This window comes from Polynucleobacter necessarius (assembly GCF_900095205.1).
Taxonomy (GTDB): Bacteria; Pseudomonadota; Gammaproteobacteria; order Burkholderiales; family Burkholderiaceae; genus Polynucleobacter; species Polynucleobacter necessarius_E.
Window position 1 is genome coordinate 765,588 of record NZ_LT606951.1, and the last position, 15,475, is coordinate 781,062.

Annotated in this window: 11 protein-coding genes and 5 pseudogenes; 5 read left to right on the forward strand and 11 right to left on the reverse strand. The window is 45.0% G+C overall.

The window, feature by feature from the left end; translation table 11 throughout:
- Window positions 1-2: 2 nt before the first annotated feature.
- From typA to DXE37_RS13415, 3 genes and pseudogenes are all read left to right on the forward strand, one after another.
- A complete protein-coding gene (gene typA, locus DXE37_RS04230) occupies window positions 3-1,820 on the forward strand; it encodes a translational GTPase TypA (RefSeq protein ID WP_114636691.1) in 1,818 nt (605 codons plus the stop codon).
- Window positions 1,821-1,912: 92 nt separating this feature from the next.
- Window positions 1,913-4,260: pseudogene (locus DXE37_RS04235) on the forward strand (Tex family protein).
- A 101-nt stretch (window positions 4,261-4,361) separates the two neighbouring features.
- Window positions 4,362-5,350, forward strand: a pseudogene (locus tag DXE37_RS13415) (tripartite tricarboxylate transporter substrate-binding protein).
- Here DXE37_RS13415 and DXE37_RS13960 read toward each other — a convergent pair.
- The 10 genes and pseudogenes from DXE37_RS13960 to DXE37_RS14280 form a co-directional block, all read right to left on the reverse strand.
- Window positions 5,347-5,535 (reverse strand): hypothetical protein, encoded by a 189-nt coding sequence (locus tag DXE37_RS13960; protein ID WP_331852116.1) that lies wholly within the window; start codon window positions 5,533-5,535, stop codon window positions 5,347-5,349. The pseudogene DXE37_RS13415 and the gene DXE37_RS13960 overlap by 4 nt on opposite strands.
- Before the next feature lie 47 nt (window positions 5,536-5,582).
- Window positions 5,583-6,341 carry a transglutaminase family protein gene (locus DXE37_RS04245; protein WP_331852117.1) on the reverse strand — a complete coding sequence of 253 codons (759 nt, stop codon included), beginning with the start codon at window positions 6,339-6,341 and terminating at the stop codon, window positions 5,583-5,585.
- A gap of 7 nt (window positions 6,342-6,348) precedes the next feature.
- Entirely contained in the window at window positions 6,349-7,047 is a 699-nt protein-coding gene (locus DXE37_RS13425; protein ID WP_269460286.1) for an alpha-E domain-containing protein, read from the reverse strand.
- Window positions 6,995-7,483, reverse strand: coding sequence for an alpha-E domain-containing protein (locus DXE37_RS13430; protein WP_269460287.1), 489 nt, complete (start codon window positions 7,481-7,483; stop codon window positions 6,995-6,997). Before DXE37_RS13430 ends, DXE37_RS13425 begins: the two co-directional genes overlap by 53 nt.
- Window positions 7,484-7,499: 16 nt before the next feature.
- A pseudogene (locus DXE37_RS14265) lies at window positions 7,500-8,677 on the reverse strand (circularly permuted type 2 ATP-grasp protein).
- Between the two features lie 31 nt (window positions 8,678-8,708).
- Window positions 8,709-8,966, reverse strand: a complete 258-nt coding sequence (locus DXE37_RS12360; RefSeq protein WP_231971054.1) for a hypothetical protein — start codon at window positions 8,964-8,966, stop codon at window positions 8,709-8,711.
- A gap of 11 nt (window positions 8,967-8,977) precedes the next feature.
- Window positions 8,978-9,178 (reverse strand): transglutaminase family protein, encoded by a 201-nt coding sequence (locus tag DXE37_RS14270; RefSeq protein ID WP_415066720.1) that lies wholly within the window; start codon window positions 9,176-9,178, stop codon window positions 8,978-8,980.
- Window positions 9,129-9,424: pseudogene (locus DXE37_RS14275) on the reverse strand (transglutaminase family protein). Before DXE37_RS14275 ends, DXE37_RS14270 begins: the two are co-directional and overlap by 50 nt.
- A pseudogene (locus DXE37_RS04255) lies at window positions 9,393-11,965 on the reverse strand (transglutaminase family protein). The pseudogenes DXE37_RS14275 and DXE37_RS04255 overlap by 32 nt, the downstream one beginning before the upstream one ends.
- A 58-nt stretch (window positions 11,966-12,023) precedes the next feature.
- On the reverse strand, window positions 12,024-12,314 hold the full coding sequence (locus tag DXE37_RS14280; protein ID WP_415066722.1) for a transglutaminase N-terminal domain-containing protein: 291 nt from the start codon (window positions 12,312-12,314) through the stop codon (window positions 12,024-12,026).
- A gap of 202 nt (window positions 12,315-12,516) precedes the next feature.
- On the opposite strand from DXE37_RS14280, the gene DXE37_RS04260 reads away from it, so the two are divergent.
- Window positions 12,517-12,708, forward strand: coding sequence for a hypothetical protein (locus DXE37_RS04260; protein WP_114636692.1), 192 nt, complete (start codon window positions 12,517-12,519; stop codon window positions 12,706-12,708).
- A 359-nt stretch (window positions 12,709-13,067) separates the two neighbouring features.
- Window positions 13,068-13,577, forward strand: coding sequence for a pseudouridine synthase (locus DXE37_RS12365; RefSeq protein ID WP_231971056.1), 510 nt, complete (start codon window positions 13,068-13,070; stop codon window positions 13,575-13,577).
- Between the two features lie 218 nt (window positions 13,578-13,795).
- On the opposite strand, the gene DXE37_RS04270 is transcribed toward DXE37_RS12365, so the two are convergent.
- The gene (locus DXE37_RS04270; protein ID WP_114636693.1) at window positions 13,796-15,430 is read right to left on the reverse strand and encodes an FMN-binding glutamate synthase family protein; all 1,635 of its coding nucleotides are present in this window, start codon (window positions 15,428-15,430) and stop codon (window positions 13,796-13,798) included.
- Window positions 15,431-15,475 lie beyond the last annotated feature (45 nt).

Below are 15,475 nucleotides of genomic sequence, written 5' to 3' on the forward strand. Positions count from 1 at the left end.
ACATGACTAAACGCGCACTTCGTAACATTGCCATCATCGCCCACGTTGACCACGGTAAAACCACTTTGGTTGACCAACTCTTACGCCAATCTGGCACATTCCGCTCCAATGAAAAAATAACCGAACGCGTCATGGATTCAAATGACTTGGAAAAAGAGCGCGGCATTACTATTTTGTCCAAAAACTGTGCGGTGGAGTATGACGGCACTCATATCAATATTGTCGACACCCCAGGACATGCTGACTTCGGCGGTGAAGTAGAGCGTGTGCTCTCGATGGTTGACGGTGTTTTGCTTTTGGTTGACGCGGTTGAAGGCCCAATGCCACAAACCCGCTTCGTGACCAAGAAGGCCCTGGCTTTAGGTCTGAAGCCAATTGTGGTGATTAACAAGGTTGACCGCCCAGGCACACGTACCGATTACGTAATCAATGCAACCTTTGAGTTGTTTGACAAATTAGGCGCTACTGAAGAGCAGCTGGACTTCCCTGTGGTGTATGCATCTGGCTTGAACGGTTATGCAGATTTGACCGACGATGTACGTGAAGGCGATATGCGCCCATTGTTTGACACAGTGTTGAAGCACGTGCCAGTTCGTGACGACAATCCAGAAGGGCCATTGCAATTACAAATTACCTCGATTGAATACAGCACTTACGTCGGTAAGATCGGCGTAGGTCGTGTAAATTGCGGAACTGTGAAGCCTTTGATGGACGTTATGTTTATGGATGGCCCTGATGGCGTTCAACGTAAAGGCCGCATTAACCAGGTATTGAAGTTCCGTGGCTTAGAGCGCGAAATCGTTGACGAAGCACAAGCTGGCGACATCGTATTGGTAAACGGCATTGAAGATTTAGCGATTGGTACAACGATCTGTGCTCCAGACGTTCCTGAGGCATTGCCAATGCTCAAGATTGATGAGCCTACTTTAACCATGAACTTCATGGTGAACACTAGCCCGTTGGCTGGTCGTGAAGGCAAGTTTGTTACTAGCCGCCAGATTCGTGAACGTCTTGACCGCGAACTAAAGTCGAATATGGCTTTGCGTGTAAAAGAAACTGACGATGACACAGTGTTTGAAGTGTCTGGTCGTGGCGAATTGCATTTGACTATTTTGGTAGAAACTATGCGTCGTGAAGGTTATGAATTAGCAGTTTCTCGTCCACGCGTTGTTTTCCACGAGGAAGATGGTGTGAAGATGGAGCCGTACGAGAATTTAACAGTTGACGTGGAAGATACAACTCAAGGCGCCGTCATGGAGGATTTGGGTAAGCGTAAGGGTGAATTACTTGATATGGTGAGCGATGGCAAAGGTCGCACACGTCTTGAGTATCGTATTCCTGCGCGTGGCCTGATCGGCTTCCAAGGAGATTTCATGACCATGACTCGCGGTAATGGTTTGATGAGTCACACGTTTGATTCTTATGCGCCAGCTAAAGATGGTATCTTGGGTGAGCGCCATAACGGCGTATTGATTAGTCAAGATGATGGTGAGGCAGTAGCTTACGCATTATGGAAGTTGCAAGACCGAGGCCGCATGTTTGTAAGTCCTGGCGATCCTTTGTATGAAGGTATGGTTATTGGTATTCATAGCCGCGATAACGACTTAGTTGTGAACCCAATTAAGGGCAAGCAATTAACCAACGTTCGCGCATCTGGTACTGACGAAGCAGTTCGCTTGGTTACTCCAATTGCTATGAACTTAGAATACGCGGTTGAGTTTATTGATGATGATGAGTTGGTTGAAGTAACTCCAAAGAGTATTCGTATACGCAAGCGCTATCTCAAAGAGCAAGAGCGTAAAAAAGCTTCACGCGAGTAAGTAACTCAAGTTACAAACCAAAAGTCACCTCCGGGTGGCTTTTGTTCTTCATTGAAATCAAAACTCTAAAATATAAGTAAATCCCTAACTTTATGCTGCCATCTATTGAACAACGACTTGCTCAAGAACTTTCTGCTAAACCTGCTCAAGTAGCCGCTGCAATAGCCCTGATGGATGAGGGTGCAACCGTACCCTTTATTGCGCGCTATCGTAAAGAAGTCGCTGGGGGTTTGGATGATGCACAGTTACGCTTGTTAGAAGAGCGCCTTAGCTACCTCCGAGAATTAGAAGACCGTTGTAAAACCATTGTTACTTCAATAGAAGAGCAGGGCAAGATGACGCCAGACTTGCTCAAGGGCAATTATGTTGGCAGAGAATAAGACTCGCCTAGAGGATCTCTACCTTCCTTACAAGCCAAAGCGTAGAACCAAAGCGCAAATCGCGTTGGAGGCTGGATTAGAGCCGCTAGCAAATGACTTGCTCAATAATCTCAATCTCGATCCCGAAGTAGAGGCCGTCAAATATCTCAAAGAGGCATTTCAGGTGGATGGCACAGATAATGCTGGTGTTCCTGATACTAAGGCTGCTCTGGAAGGTGCTCGTCAGATCTTGATGGAGCGCTTTGCTGAAGATGCAACTTTGGTTCGGTCTTTGCGGGAATGCTTGCAAGATCATGGAGTGGTTGAATCCAAAGTAATTGCCGGCAAGGAGCAAGAGGGTGAAAAGTTCGCCGATTACTTTGATTACTCAGAACCAATTAAAGCCATTCCTTCTCACCGTGCCTTAGCTTTATTTAGGGGGCGCGAGCAGATATTGATGGTTGTCCTGCGTTTAGATAGTGAAGAAGAAAAGCCTAAATGTGATGCCCCACATAATCCATGTGAAAACCGCATCGCCAAGCATTTCAAGATTAAAAATGAAGGCCATCCTGCTGATGCATGGTTAGCCGACACCGTACGCTGGACATGGCGCGTTAAGTGTTCCCTACACCTTGAGTTAGAGTTGATGACTGCTATGCGTGAGCGCTCAGAAACTGAGGCGAATAATGTCTTTGCACGCAATCTTAAGGACCTTTTATTGGCTGCTCCAGCAGGACCCCAGAGTTACCATTGGTCTGGATCCAGGTATGCGTACAGGAGTCAAAGTGGCAGTGGTGGATGCGACTGGCAAAGTAGTCGACACCGATGTGATTTATCCTCATCAACCCAAAAATGATTGGGCTGGTTCATTGTTTGCTTTAGCCAAATTGGCCGAGAAACATCATGCAACTTTGATATCGATTGGTAACGGTACCGCCTCTCGTGAAACCGATAAATTAGCGCAGGATCTTATTAAAGCAAAGCTGGAGCTTCAGCTTACTAAGATCGTTGTTTCAGAAGCGGGCGCTTCTGTTTATTCTGCTTCGGAATATGTCTCAAAAGAGTTGCCAGGAATGGATGTCTCCTTACGAGGCGCAGTTTCTATTGCGAGAAGATTGCAAGATCTATTAGCGGAGTTGGTGAAGATTGATCCTAAGTCGATTGGCGTCGGTCAGTACCAGCATGACGTGATGCAAACGCAATTGGCGAAGTCTCTTGTCGCGCGGTGGCAGAGGATTGCGTGAACGCTGTTGGTGTCGATGTAAATGCTGCCTCTGCGCCCTTGTTAGCTAGGGTATCAGGACTCAGTTCGACTGTGGCTGAGGGTATCTCGTCGCCTACCGAGATAGTAAGGGTGCATTTAAATCCAGAACAGAGTTAAAGAGTGTGCCGCGTTTGGGTGATAAAACATATGAACAAGCTGTTGGCTTTTTGCGCATCATGAATGGGGATGATCCATTAGATGCACCTGCGGTTCATCCTGAGTCCTATCCTTTGGTTGAGAAGATTTTGAAGGACATTAAAAAAGGGGTGAAAGAGGTGATTGGGGATGCGGGCTTACTTAAATCACTCGCGCCAGAAAAGTATGTCGACAGTCAATTCGGTTTACCCACTGTTACTGACATTATTAAAGAGTTAGAGAAACCCGGACGTGATCCGCGTCCAGAATTTACCACTGCTACATTTAAAGAAGGCGTAGAAAAAATCAGCGACCTGAAAACAGATATGATTCTTGAGGGCGTTGTTACAAACGTAGCGGCCGTTGGCGCATTTGTTGATATCGGCGTTCGTCAGGATGGTTTGGTGCATATTTCAGCTCTATCAAATACCTTTGTGAAGGACTCTCATACCGTTGTGAAAGCCGGACAAGTAGTGAAGGTGAAAGTATTGGAGATCGATGAAAAGCGTAAGCGTATAGCGTTAACTATGCGTTTAACTGATGAGGCGCCCAAGGCCAGGGTCTAAAGCTGAGCAAAAAAATCCTAGAGAGTCTAACATCGGATGCTAGAAAGCCTTAAGAGGCAAGACATTCAGCGCCTCCAGTGAATAATGCAATGGCTGCCGCATTTAGTAGGCTATAAAAAATAGCAGGTTATTTTTGGAATTTGTAACATTTATGGCGCAAATTCTCTAAACTATCGTTTCACTTGTTTAATCACGAAAGGCTCGGAATCCTGTGAAAATGTCTCAATCAATTTTCCGCATTGCAGCAATTATGCTGTGTGCATTCGGTGTCAGCATTTCTGCTGTCAAAGCTGCAGATTTTTCTGAGGATCGCCCAATTACCTTAGTAGTGCCATTTTCTGCTGGTGGGCCAACTGACAAAGTAGCGCGTGAGCTAGCTCTGGCCATGGGTAAACAACTCAAGGGTCAAGTGATTGTGGATAACAGCCCTGGCGCTGGTGGAACAATTGCTGCTAAGCGAGTGATTAATTCCAAGAATGATGGGTATACATTACTGATTCATCATATTGGCATGTCTACTGCCCCAGCTTTATATAAGAACCTGGGCTTTGATCCATTAAATGACTATGAGTATGTGGGTCAGGTTGCTGACGTGCCAATGTTATTAGTTGGTAATAAAGATTTGCCACCTAAGAACTATCAAGAACTCCTCCCGTACATGAAAGCAAACGTCAGCAAGATTGCTTATGCTAATGCTGGTGTAGGATCTGCTAGTCATTTATGTGGCTTGCTCGTTATGAGCCGCATTCAATTAGATTTGACGACTATTCCCTATAAAGGCACTGCACCAGCTTTGACAGATTTGATTGGTGGTCAAGTTCAGTTAATGTGTGACCAGACAACCAATCTTTCAGGTCAGTTGGCAACCAATGCTGTTAAGCCTCTTGTGGCATAACAACCACGCAACGTATCAAAGCCTTCGATAAAATTCCTACCTTAATGAGCAGGGGCTTAAAGAACTTTGAAGTAAAGGTTTGGCATGGCGTTTATGCTCCAAAGGGAACACCTAAGCCAGAAATGGATAAATTGGCCAAGGCTTTACAAGGGGCTATTCAAGACCCACTGTATAAGCAACACATGGCTGAGTTGGGTGTAGAAATTCCCTCACAAGCTAACGTAACGCCTGAGGGTTTGAAAAAACATCTGAAGACACAGATTGATTTGTGGACTCCAATTATTAAATCTGCAGGCATCTACGCAGATTAATAAAAAGAAAAAATTGCTGATAGATAAAGACCGCCTCCGGGCGGTTTTTCTATTTCAGCAAGATCAAATACTAAGAATTGATAGGAAGCGCTGTGACCGCTACATCGAGTGTATGGTCTGCCGCCATGAATCACTCCGCGTATCGGCGACACGTCTGAGTAGTCACGTCCTTGGGCTAGATGCACATAGTCCTCGCCTGGGGTGCCGTAGCCCCAGCGATTATTAGTAGGATCTAGGTCACATCAAATGCCTTCGGATAGAGCTGTCCATTTTCATCTAGGGTAGGCACATAAACAGACACCCAGGCATGCGAGGCATCGCCACCAATAAGCCTTGCTTGGCCCGGGGGTGGATTGGTAAGAATATATCCGCTGATATATTTTGCAGGCAAACCAATGCTACGCAAAGAAGCGATCAGAATATGTGCAAAGTCCTGGCATATACCTTGTCTCTTCTTTAGCGCTTCTAATGCTGGAGTTCCAATATCTGTACTCTTGCTGACATAATGAAACTCGCTATAAATGTGCTTCATCAAATCAATTGCGGCATCCAAGAGGGGTCGCCCAGAGGTAAAGTTTGCACGGGCAAATTCTGCGAACTCAGGGCGCAAGGTAATGAAAGATGAAGTAAATAGAAATTCTGAAGCAGCGTCCCACTTGGTATTCGAGTGATAGCGAAAATATTCTCGTACCAATTCCCAGGCAGGGGTATCTAGAGGTTTTGGCCCGTAATCAATACTAGAAGTTTCTATTAATGACTTTGCGGTAATTAACGATTCATTATGCCTACTTTGTAAGGAAAAGAAAGTGCATACATTGCCGTAGCTATCTTTATTTTCCTCACTCCATGCAGGCCTAGGATCAACAGAAATTTCAGAATTGAGGACTTTCTGTGTTTCGGTATCTGCAGGTTTAAGGTGGGCAAAATGCTGGGCAATCTCGACATTGGGGTCGTATGCATAATGGGTATCGTGGGTGATCTCAAGTAGCATGATGTGCTTATTGCATTTGAATGCTGTATTCGTTGGAGTGAATCAAATTGAAATAGCGCGCGCTAATTTCATCTGATACGTTCCAAGCTGATTGGGAGCAGTTGCGTAAACAATTTCTGAGATTTGAGAAATTGCCAGAGTTATCTGTGCTGGATAAATCGTAGAGGTCATAATCTAGCATGTTGATGACGCTACGAGTTAGTTCATTTGGTTTATCTCGTTCGGTACCTGCAAGCTTATAAAGTCGCGCCCGAAGAGCCTTGCTTGCCCACGCAAGTGAGCGAGGGTTTTCATCATCCATAACCAATAAGCTCACTAAAGGCGCCATTTCTCGACTTTGTTGATGCTGTGCATGGAATATGATTGTGCTATCAAATAAATTTAGTAGGGCAATATAGCCCGAGCTATCCCCATTCGGATTATTCAGAAGCCCAGCAAGAATCGCTGAATCTAAAATAGTCGTTAGAAAAGCAAGTCTTTCTATATGCCTGCCAATTGAAAGCAGTTGCCAGCCATCATCGCGCGTCATTCGATCGGTTTGGGCGCCGGTGATGGCAGCTAAACAACTGCTTGCACCATTTAAGGCATCAATGGCCAAGGATGAGGAGAAGTCCTGAAACATATTGGCTTTATGACAATCGGCTTGAAATTGTTCAATGCAATGATTGATGGTGCTCCATTGCTCTGTGGATAAACGCTCTCTCACATTGGAGGCGGTACGGCTTCATTGCATTGAGGTTAAACCCAATGCTGGTCACATTTTCACTTGCATTGAGTGAATGAATTAAAGTGCGCTCAAATATACGATGACGAGTATCTTCTTGATCAAAGTTACTTGGTACACCCTCAGGAACAAGCCCATAGAAGTGACAGAGATTTTCTAGCCATGTCCAAAGTGGGCGAGAGGGGGTATATTCGCTATTAATTTTTTCAAGATACAGTTTGGCTAAACGCAGAATATTTTCACTCCGCTCCGTATAGCGGCCAAACCAATACAAATTTTCCGCAGCTCTGCTGGTAACCAAGCGTTTGCGGATTAACTTTTCAGGGGTTTGTATGGACTGATGTTTCTGTTGTCCCTGGTCTTGAGTAGATGGAGTATTTTGCACCCACACATCTGCACTACTACCCCCTCTTTGCATAGAAGCAATACCAGAGTTAGCGTCTGCAATTCGCGCAAGAGACCCCCGGCAAGACCTGCCAACTATTGGGACCATCGCTTAGTGCAAATACACGCAACATATAAGAATGGGGCTCAATTAAGCTTGGGTCATTGAGGTTAAATGCATTGAGCCAGGTCGGCATCTGAGCTAAAGGGATATAGGTTTGAACGGTGTGCTCATCTGGCTGACGAGTAATGCGTCCAACCCATTCATCCAATTGAGCTTGGCTTAATTCACCACCTAAAACAGACTCATATCTTTGGTGACCCGAATTAGGAGGGTAGGTAGGCTTGATAGCGCTATGACTTAAATTTGGGATGGCAGCCTCTAAAGCGGTACGTTCTCCGCACCACCAAGTATCCATTGCTGGAAGCTGAATTTTTTCATTCAGCAATCTTTCACTAATTGCGGGTAAGAAGCCTAGCAAAGCAGGGAATTCTAAAAAAGCTGATCCTGGTGCGTTCGCCAATATGACATTGCCTGCTCGGATGGCCTGTAATAATCCTGGTATTCCCAGTGTGGAATCAGAGCGAAGCTCAAGTGGGTCTAAGAACTCATCATCTAAACGCTTTAGAAGGATATGAACAGGCTCTAATCCGCGAACGGTTTTTAAGAACAAACGCTGATCGCGAACTGTTAAATCTCCTCCCTCTACCAAGGTCAATCCAAGATAGCGAGCCAAATAAGCATGCTCGAAATAGGTTTCGTTATATGGTCCAGGAGTGAGAAGAGCAATGGGGCGTTCATACCTGCTGGGCTCTCAAGCTTTAAGGCATCTATCAGCCCTCTATAAGCATTCGCTAAGGGGGCGATATGCATTTGCTCATAAGCTTGCGGAAACTGCCTCGCAATTAGATTGCGGTTTTCTAACAAGCAACCTAAGCTAGAAGGGGCTTGAGTCCGCTGCAATAACACTGACCATGAGCCATTAGGTGCTCTAGCTAAGTCAAAAGCCATAATATACAGATGCTTATTGCTGTTGAGTTTTACACCATGCATGGATCGTAAATATCCTGGGTGTCCATGAATTAAGGCAGGCGGAATAAACCCTTCTTTTAGTAAATTTTGAGATCCATAAATATCGGCCATGATGGCTTCTAATAATTTGGCTCGTTGCAATACTCCAGCTTGAATTTCTTGCCAAGATTCTGGGCTAATGATGAGCGGGAACAAATCTACAGAGCATGGCCGCTGAGGACCAAATTCATCTGCATAGACGTTTATAGGTAATTCCGTTATCTCGAATTTGCCTATTGAGTTCTTGGGTGCGCTGATCGAGATCGCTTAATCCTGATGTGCCAAGAGCATTGAAAAATGTTTTCCACTGGGGCAACAAAGAATTTGAGTTGCCGCGTAACTCATCGAAGTGACCCATGCCCGCCTTAGGAGAAAGGCGAGCAATTTCTTCTGCAAGAGAAGGATTGGCTGTAGCTTTTAATGGGTTGGCTTGAGAAGGTTCCACAAGCTATTGTCTCATCGCCGCATATCTAGCGTAAACGGGAATTCCCTACTGCCCGGCAGATCAATATTCGCCTGAATGTCCTCAATAGTTCCTGGGGTATGACCCATACGGAAAAAGCGTGAGAGACGTCTACTTTCAGCCTCGTAAGCATTGATAGGGAAGTTATCGTAATTGCGACCGCCCGGGTGGGGCGACGTGATATTGACAACCACCTACTGAGCGTTTCATCCAAGTATCAATCACATCAAATATGAGTGGGACATGGATGCCAATACTGGGATGCAGGCTGACGGCGGATTCCAGGCCTTGTAACGAGTGCCAGCAACGCCTGTAGGTTGAAGAGGTAAAGGCTCGCCATTACAGGTAATGGTGTATCGGCTTTGGTTTAGTCCGGTTACGCGGACTTCAATACGCTCTAAAGATGAATCAACATAGCGAGCCAGTGCCACCTGCGGCATTTTCTTCACCCATCACATGCCAGGGCTCTAAAGCATTACGCAAAGTGATCTCTGTACCCATCGCCTGAACTTGACCAATCAATGGGAAGCGGAACTCTAGGCGAGGCGCAAACCATTCAGGTTTAAAGTCGTAACCATGTTTTTGCATTTCTTCAATTACATCATCAAAATCCATCTTGATGAAAGTGGGCAAGAGGCAACGATCATGAAGTTCAGTGTCCCAGCGAGTCATTGGGGCATTATAAGGTTCATCCCAGGGGTGCGCTATTAACGCCCGAATTAATAATTGTTGAACAATACTCATTTGAGCGTGCGGTGGCATTTCAAAAGCCCGCAACTTTAATAAACCAAGCCTGCCTGTTTGACTGTCAGGGGGGTACATTTGTCGATACAAAATTCACTGCGGTGTGTATTGCCGGTGACGTCAATCAAAATATTGCGCAGGGTTCTGTCAACTAGCCATGGTGGCATGCTCTGACCATACTTCTTTCGATTCTCCCGAATTTCTTTGAGAGCAATTTCTAATTCGTAGACTTGGTCATTGCGAGCTTCATCAACTCGAGGTGCTTGGCTAGTTGGACCAATGAACATGCCACTAAATAAGTAGCTAAGGCTTGGATGGTTGTGCCAATACAAAATTAAACTTGCCAGCAGCTCGGGCCTACGTAAGAAGGGGCTATCAATCGGCGTAGCGCCACCCATGACAAAATGGTTGCCTCCACCTGTACCAGTATGACGACCATCAGCCATAAACTTTTCTGCCGAGAGGCGAGCTTCAAAAGCGGCTTGATATAAGAACTCAGTATGTGCAACCAATTCATCCCAGTTGTGTGCGGGATGAATATTCACCTCGATGACACCTGGGTCAGGTGTTACTTGTAAAAGCTTTAACCTTGGATCACGAGGTGGAGGGTATCCCTCTAAAACGATTTGGAACTTCAATTCTTCTGTAGTTGCTTCCACTGCATTTAATAAATTGAGATAGTCCTCTAGACGGGCAAGTGGGGGCATAAATACATAAAGCACACCAGACTTACCGCCATGTTCGTTTTCTGCTTTAGGGCCATTTGAGCGCATTGGGTCCCGAGGTCTCAACGCACATTGCTGTTCTAGTGATCTATGCTGCAGATTTTGGCGCTGTGGATGCTTCACTTCCTGTGACTGGCTCCAAATAGTTTTGTTGGTATTTGTTGTCTTGCCGGCGCTTGGGAATTCATTCTTACTTGGCCTTTGTTGATGAACGACCGATGAATGTGTACTCAGCGCTGGTCTTGGTGCAAAGGGATCTTGTTCAATCAAGTAGGGGTAATCAGCCTTACTTGTCCAAGGGAGGGAATCTAGAGGTAAGCGGTAGCCCATGGGCGAATCGCCTGGTAGAAGATAGAGGCGATCATCTCTATATAGCCAAGGACCAGTTTTCCAGTTGGTATCAAAGTAATTTTGTCCTTGATCTGCTTCAATGGGGAGGACATATCCAATGACAGAATCCAGTTTTTGAGTAAACACCCCCTTTAGGCGGGTACGTTCCATCTCATCATCCAAATTAGGCTTAAATGGATCAACATTGACTGGGAATTTGGATTCACGCCAGAGGTAATAAAACACATCTTCATAAGCGAGCTTAATAAATTTATTTGCTAACCCCAATTTTTTTGAGAGTGTGTAGACAAATTTTTCGGCATCTTTACTGGTGTAGTTAGCAGACTTTCGCTCATCCGCAAACAAGTTAGGATTTTTCCAAATGGGCTGCCCATCAGCCCTCCAGTAGATTGATAGAGCCCAGCGAGGGAGTTGTTCGCCTGGATACCACTTTCCTTGGCCAAAATGTAAAAAGCCTCCATCGCCATATTCTTTGCGTAGTCTTTCTACTAAATCCGTTGCATACCCTCGTTTGGTTGGACCGAGTGCATCCACATTCCATTCGCGTTCGTCGCGACCATTCACGGATACAAAAGTAGGTTCACCACCCATTGTTAATCTAACGTCGCCGGCAACAAGTTGTTCGTCAACCTTGTGGCCAAGATCCACAATGGCCTGCCACTGTTCCTCTGTATAAAGTTTGGTTACTCGCGGTGCTTCATAGATGCGAGTGACTTCCATGCTGTGAGAGAACTTCACTTCACATTCATCAACGCCACCTTCAATAGGCGCCGCTCCCGAAGGTTCTGGAGTACAGGCAACTGGAATATGCCCCTCACCAGCAAAGAGTCCAGAGGTGGGATCTAGGCCAATCCATCCTGCGCCAGGTAAATACACTTCACACCAGGTATGTAGATCCGTGAAGTCAACTTCGGTGCCGCTTGGGCCATCCAATGCTTTCACATCTGGCTTTAGCTGTATGAGATAGCCCGATACAAAGCGTGATGCTAGTCCACAAAGGCGGAGTAGATTAACCATCAGCCACGCTGAGTCACGGCATGAGTCACTTCGTATCTTTAGAGTCTCTTCTGGAGTTTGCACTCCAGGTTCCATGCGAATGGTGTAATCAATATCGTGATGAATTTTTTGGTTTAGGGCAACCAAAAAATCGATCGTGCGCATTTTTCTGCGATATCTACCGTTTTGAAATATTTATTTAACCCATCGGTACGTTTTTTCCCTAAGTAAGGGCGCAACTCTTTTTAAGACCATAGCTGTAAGTGAATGGATAGTTTTCTGCATCTGGTTCTAGAAAGAAGTCGAAGGGGTTATAAACCGCCATTTCCGTAACCAAATCAACAGTCACCTTAAAGCGCGTTGTTTTTTCAGGAAACACTAAGCGAGCTTGATAGTTTGCAAATGGATCTTGTTGCCAGTTGATGAAGTGATCCTCGGGCTCAACTTTTAATGAATAAGAAGGAATATGGCTTCGGCAATGAGGTGCAGGGCGGCGTGTATAGACATAAGCCAAAGTCTAGAAGTTAGGATTATTCGCACCGTATTGCGGCGCACAAATATAATGCGTAAGCAAATCAAACGTCCAAAAAGGGTATTTTGAGGTCAAAAAACGTGCATTTGGGAGCTTTAAGGTGGCTTAGAAGGAATAAGTTATAGCTAAGCCCAATGAAAGTGCAAAAGCTGAAGTTATTTGGACATACCTTTTAGGAGGAATTATGTACGTTTATGTCACCCGGAATATTATCGTTCGTATGCGCTGCAATGACGGTACCGATAAAGGTTGCAAGCCTTTAAACCCCGGTAAATATCAAGCAAACAAAACGAATGATGGTGCTCTTGAGATTTTGCAAGAAGCAGGTGAGCCCGTTTATCTTTTGCCCTTTATCTGGTGGAAAAAATGGAGATAGGCGATATCTTGATAGCAGCTTAATTAACTAGTGACTACGCTAGTCAAAAGCAAAAGAATTACCAGCACATACTTACTTTAATCCCCGCTTTCTAGAAAAGCTTAGTCCAGTCTTTGGTCAAGCTAAGTAGAAAAAAGATCAGCTTAAAATAGCAGACTCCAATGTATGGGGTTTGATGGTTATGCAAATTAACTCAGAAGGAGTTTCTGCCTCGTAGGTCTTTTTGCCTGCCGACCAAACTCATGCAAACTTGTTGATGTTTTTTATTGCTCAATTTCCTCATATTGAGACCAGCAAGTGGGTCAAGCGCTTCGACGAGGGTCTTGTAATGGACAGAAATGGCCAGTCTCTATCAGCTAATGACGCCTACCGACCTGATCTCACTTGTTATATTTCAGGCGCTAGAGCGCGAGCCAGAAATTCCTTTTGAAGAAGAGATTCTTTATCAAGATAGCCATATTTTGGTTGCAGATAAATCTCATTTTTTGCCAGCAACGCCATCTGGACTTTACTTGCACCAAACACTACTTAATCGACTTAAGAAAAAGACTGGCATAGCGACCTTAAGCCCAATACATCGGATCGATCGTAACACTGCTGGGCTTGTGATTTTTTCTATCAATCCCACGGAGCGTGCGCAGTATCAAAACTTATTTAGAGATAGGGCGGTAGAAAAAGTCTACGAAGCTATTGCACCCTACAGAAAAGAGCTGGTAGAAAAATTACCGCTGACTTATTGCAGTCGTTTAAAGGAATCCGAGCATTTCCTGCAGATGAAAGAGGTGGAAGGAGATCCTAACTCAGATACCTTCATTGAGCTTGTCGGGGTTGGTGAGGATTGGGGTAAATATCGTTTAACGCCTGGGTAGTGGCAAAAAACACCAACTACGATGTCACCTGAACTCATTGGGAATTCCAATTAAGAATGATCAGATTTACCCAGTTCTTACTCCCTATCAAGAATATGACTTAGATTTCACTAAGCCATTGCAATTACTGGCTAAAGAGATTGCCTTCATTAGATCCTATTACTGGTGAATCTAGGTTTTTTAATAGCCGCCTAGCCTTGAGTTTTGAAATTTAAAGATTAGATTGGCAGTATCTTGAAGCTTTGTGCCTGAGAGCGGCGCCAATAAAGTTCAAATACCTTTGGTAAATTCAGGCTAGGGTCAATATGCTCTGCTTCCAGTAAAAGGCCTGCAGGCATCTCCGGTAAGAGGGTAGATAACAAACGAACTTCGTGTTGGTTGATGCGACGAATGATATGAGGTGCATCAATTTCACCGGGGTGGTTTAAGCCTGCGGCCTCAACTAATTCTTTTAGCGTCCTCAGTGTTTCGTTGTGAAAGTTATAAACGCGCTCAGCTTTATTGGAAACCACTAAAGCTTTCTGGCGCAATGCATTTTGAGTTGTCACTCCAGTAGGACAGTTTCCGGTATTACAGGTTTGGGCTTGGATGCAACCAATGGAGAACATAAATCCTCGAGCACTATTACACCAATCTGCTCCAAGAGCAAAAGCAACTGCCATATCAAATGCGCTAATGATTTTTCCGGCACAGCCAATCTTAATTTGATCGCGCAAATTGACGCCCATCAACGTATTGTGAACCAAGCGTAAGCCTTCCTGTAAAGGGGTTCCCACATGGTTTGTGAATTCAACGGGGGAAGCACCGGTGCCGCCTTCGGAGCCGTCCACCACGATAAAGTCTGGATAGACGCCTGTTTCTAGCATGGCTTTGACAATTCCAAACCACTCCCATGGATGGCCAACGCAGAATTTAAATCCGACAGGTTTTCCATCAGCAAGATCCCGCAACTTCTTCAAAAAGTAGAGCAATTCAAGTGGGGTTGAGAAGGCGTTATGAAAAGCTGGGGAAATACAGACCTCACCCTCCTTAACGCCCCGGGCGGCAGCAATCTCCGCTGTCACTTTAGAACCAGGCAAGATCCCGCCATGTCCTGGCTTAGCTCCTTGGCTTAATTTAAGCTCAATCATTTTTACTTGCGGATCTAAAGCATTCTGAGTATATTTTTCGGCGTTAAAACTGCCATCTGAATTACGACAGCCGAAATAACCGGAGCCAATTTCCCAAATTAAATCTCCACCATGAATGCGGTGATATTTAGAAATCGATCCTTCGCCCGTATCGTGAGCAAATCCACCTTTTTTGGCACCCAGATTTAAAGCCAGGATGGCGTTGGCGCTGAGCGAGCCAAAGCTCATTGCGGAGATATTAAAAATACTTGCTGAATATTGTTGTTTGCAGTCTTTACTGCCTATCTCAATACGAAAGTCATGACTAGGTAGATGTGTGGGTGCTAATGATTGATTTATCCATTGATACCCTGGCGCCATCACATCTAGGGTTGTGCCAAATGGAATTTCGTCTGGAACTGCCTTGGCGCGGGAATATACCAAGGTACGCTGCTCCTTTGAAAAAGGCGCCTCATCGTTATCGCCCTCAATAAAGTATTGTCGAATTTCAGGACGAATAAATTCCAGCATGAATCGTAAATGACCGATAACAGGGTAGTTGCGAAGGATGGATGTTTTGGTTTGAAGAAGGTCGTAAATACCAACTAAGGTAAGAAAGCCAAATAACAATAAGAATCGCCCAGCCTTTGGCTGATCATCTAAAACTGTGTAGCTTAGAGTTGTGCCTATGACACAAAGGCCAAAAGGAATATATCGAATAGGGAAGTACTTATTAGGAGACATAGGCTTAGTAAGCTGAATGTGGATTGGCTCAGTATACGAATTTAA

Coding starts and splice junctions, on each gene's coding strand:
- DXE37_RS04245 (WP_331852117.1), bottom strand. CDS start 6,341: ATGCTACTTGAGATCACCCACGATACCCATTATGCATACGACCCCAAT.
- typA (WP_114636691.1), top strand. CDS start 3: ATGACTAAACGCGCACTTCGTAACATTGCCATCATCGCCCACGTTGAC.
- DXE37_RS12365 (WP_231971056.1), top strand. CDS start 13,068: ATGACGCCTACCGACCTGATCTCACTTGTTATATTTCAGGCGCTAGAG.
- DXE37_RS04260 (WP_114636692.1), top strand. CDS start 12,517: ATGTACGTTTATGTCACCCGGAATATTATCGTTCGTATGCGCTGCAAT.
- DXE37_RS13430 (WP_269460287.1), bottom strand. CDS start 7,483: ATGCAAAGAGGGGGTAGTAGTGCAGATGTGTGGGTGCAAAATACTCCA.
- DXE37_RS04270 (WP_114636693.1), bottom strand. CDS start 15,430: ATGTCTCCTAATAAGTACTTCCCTATTCGATATATTCCTTTTGGCCTT.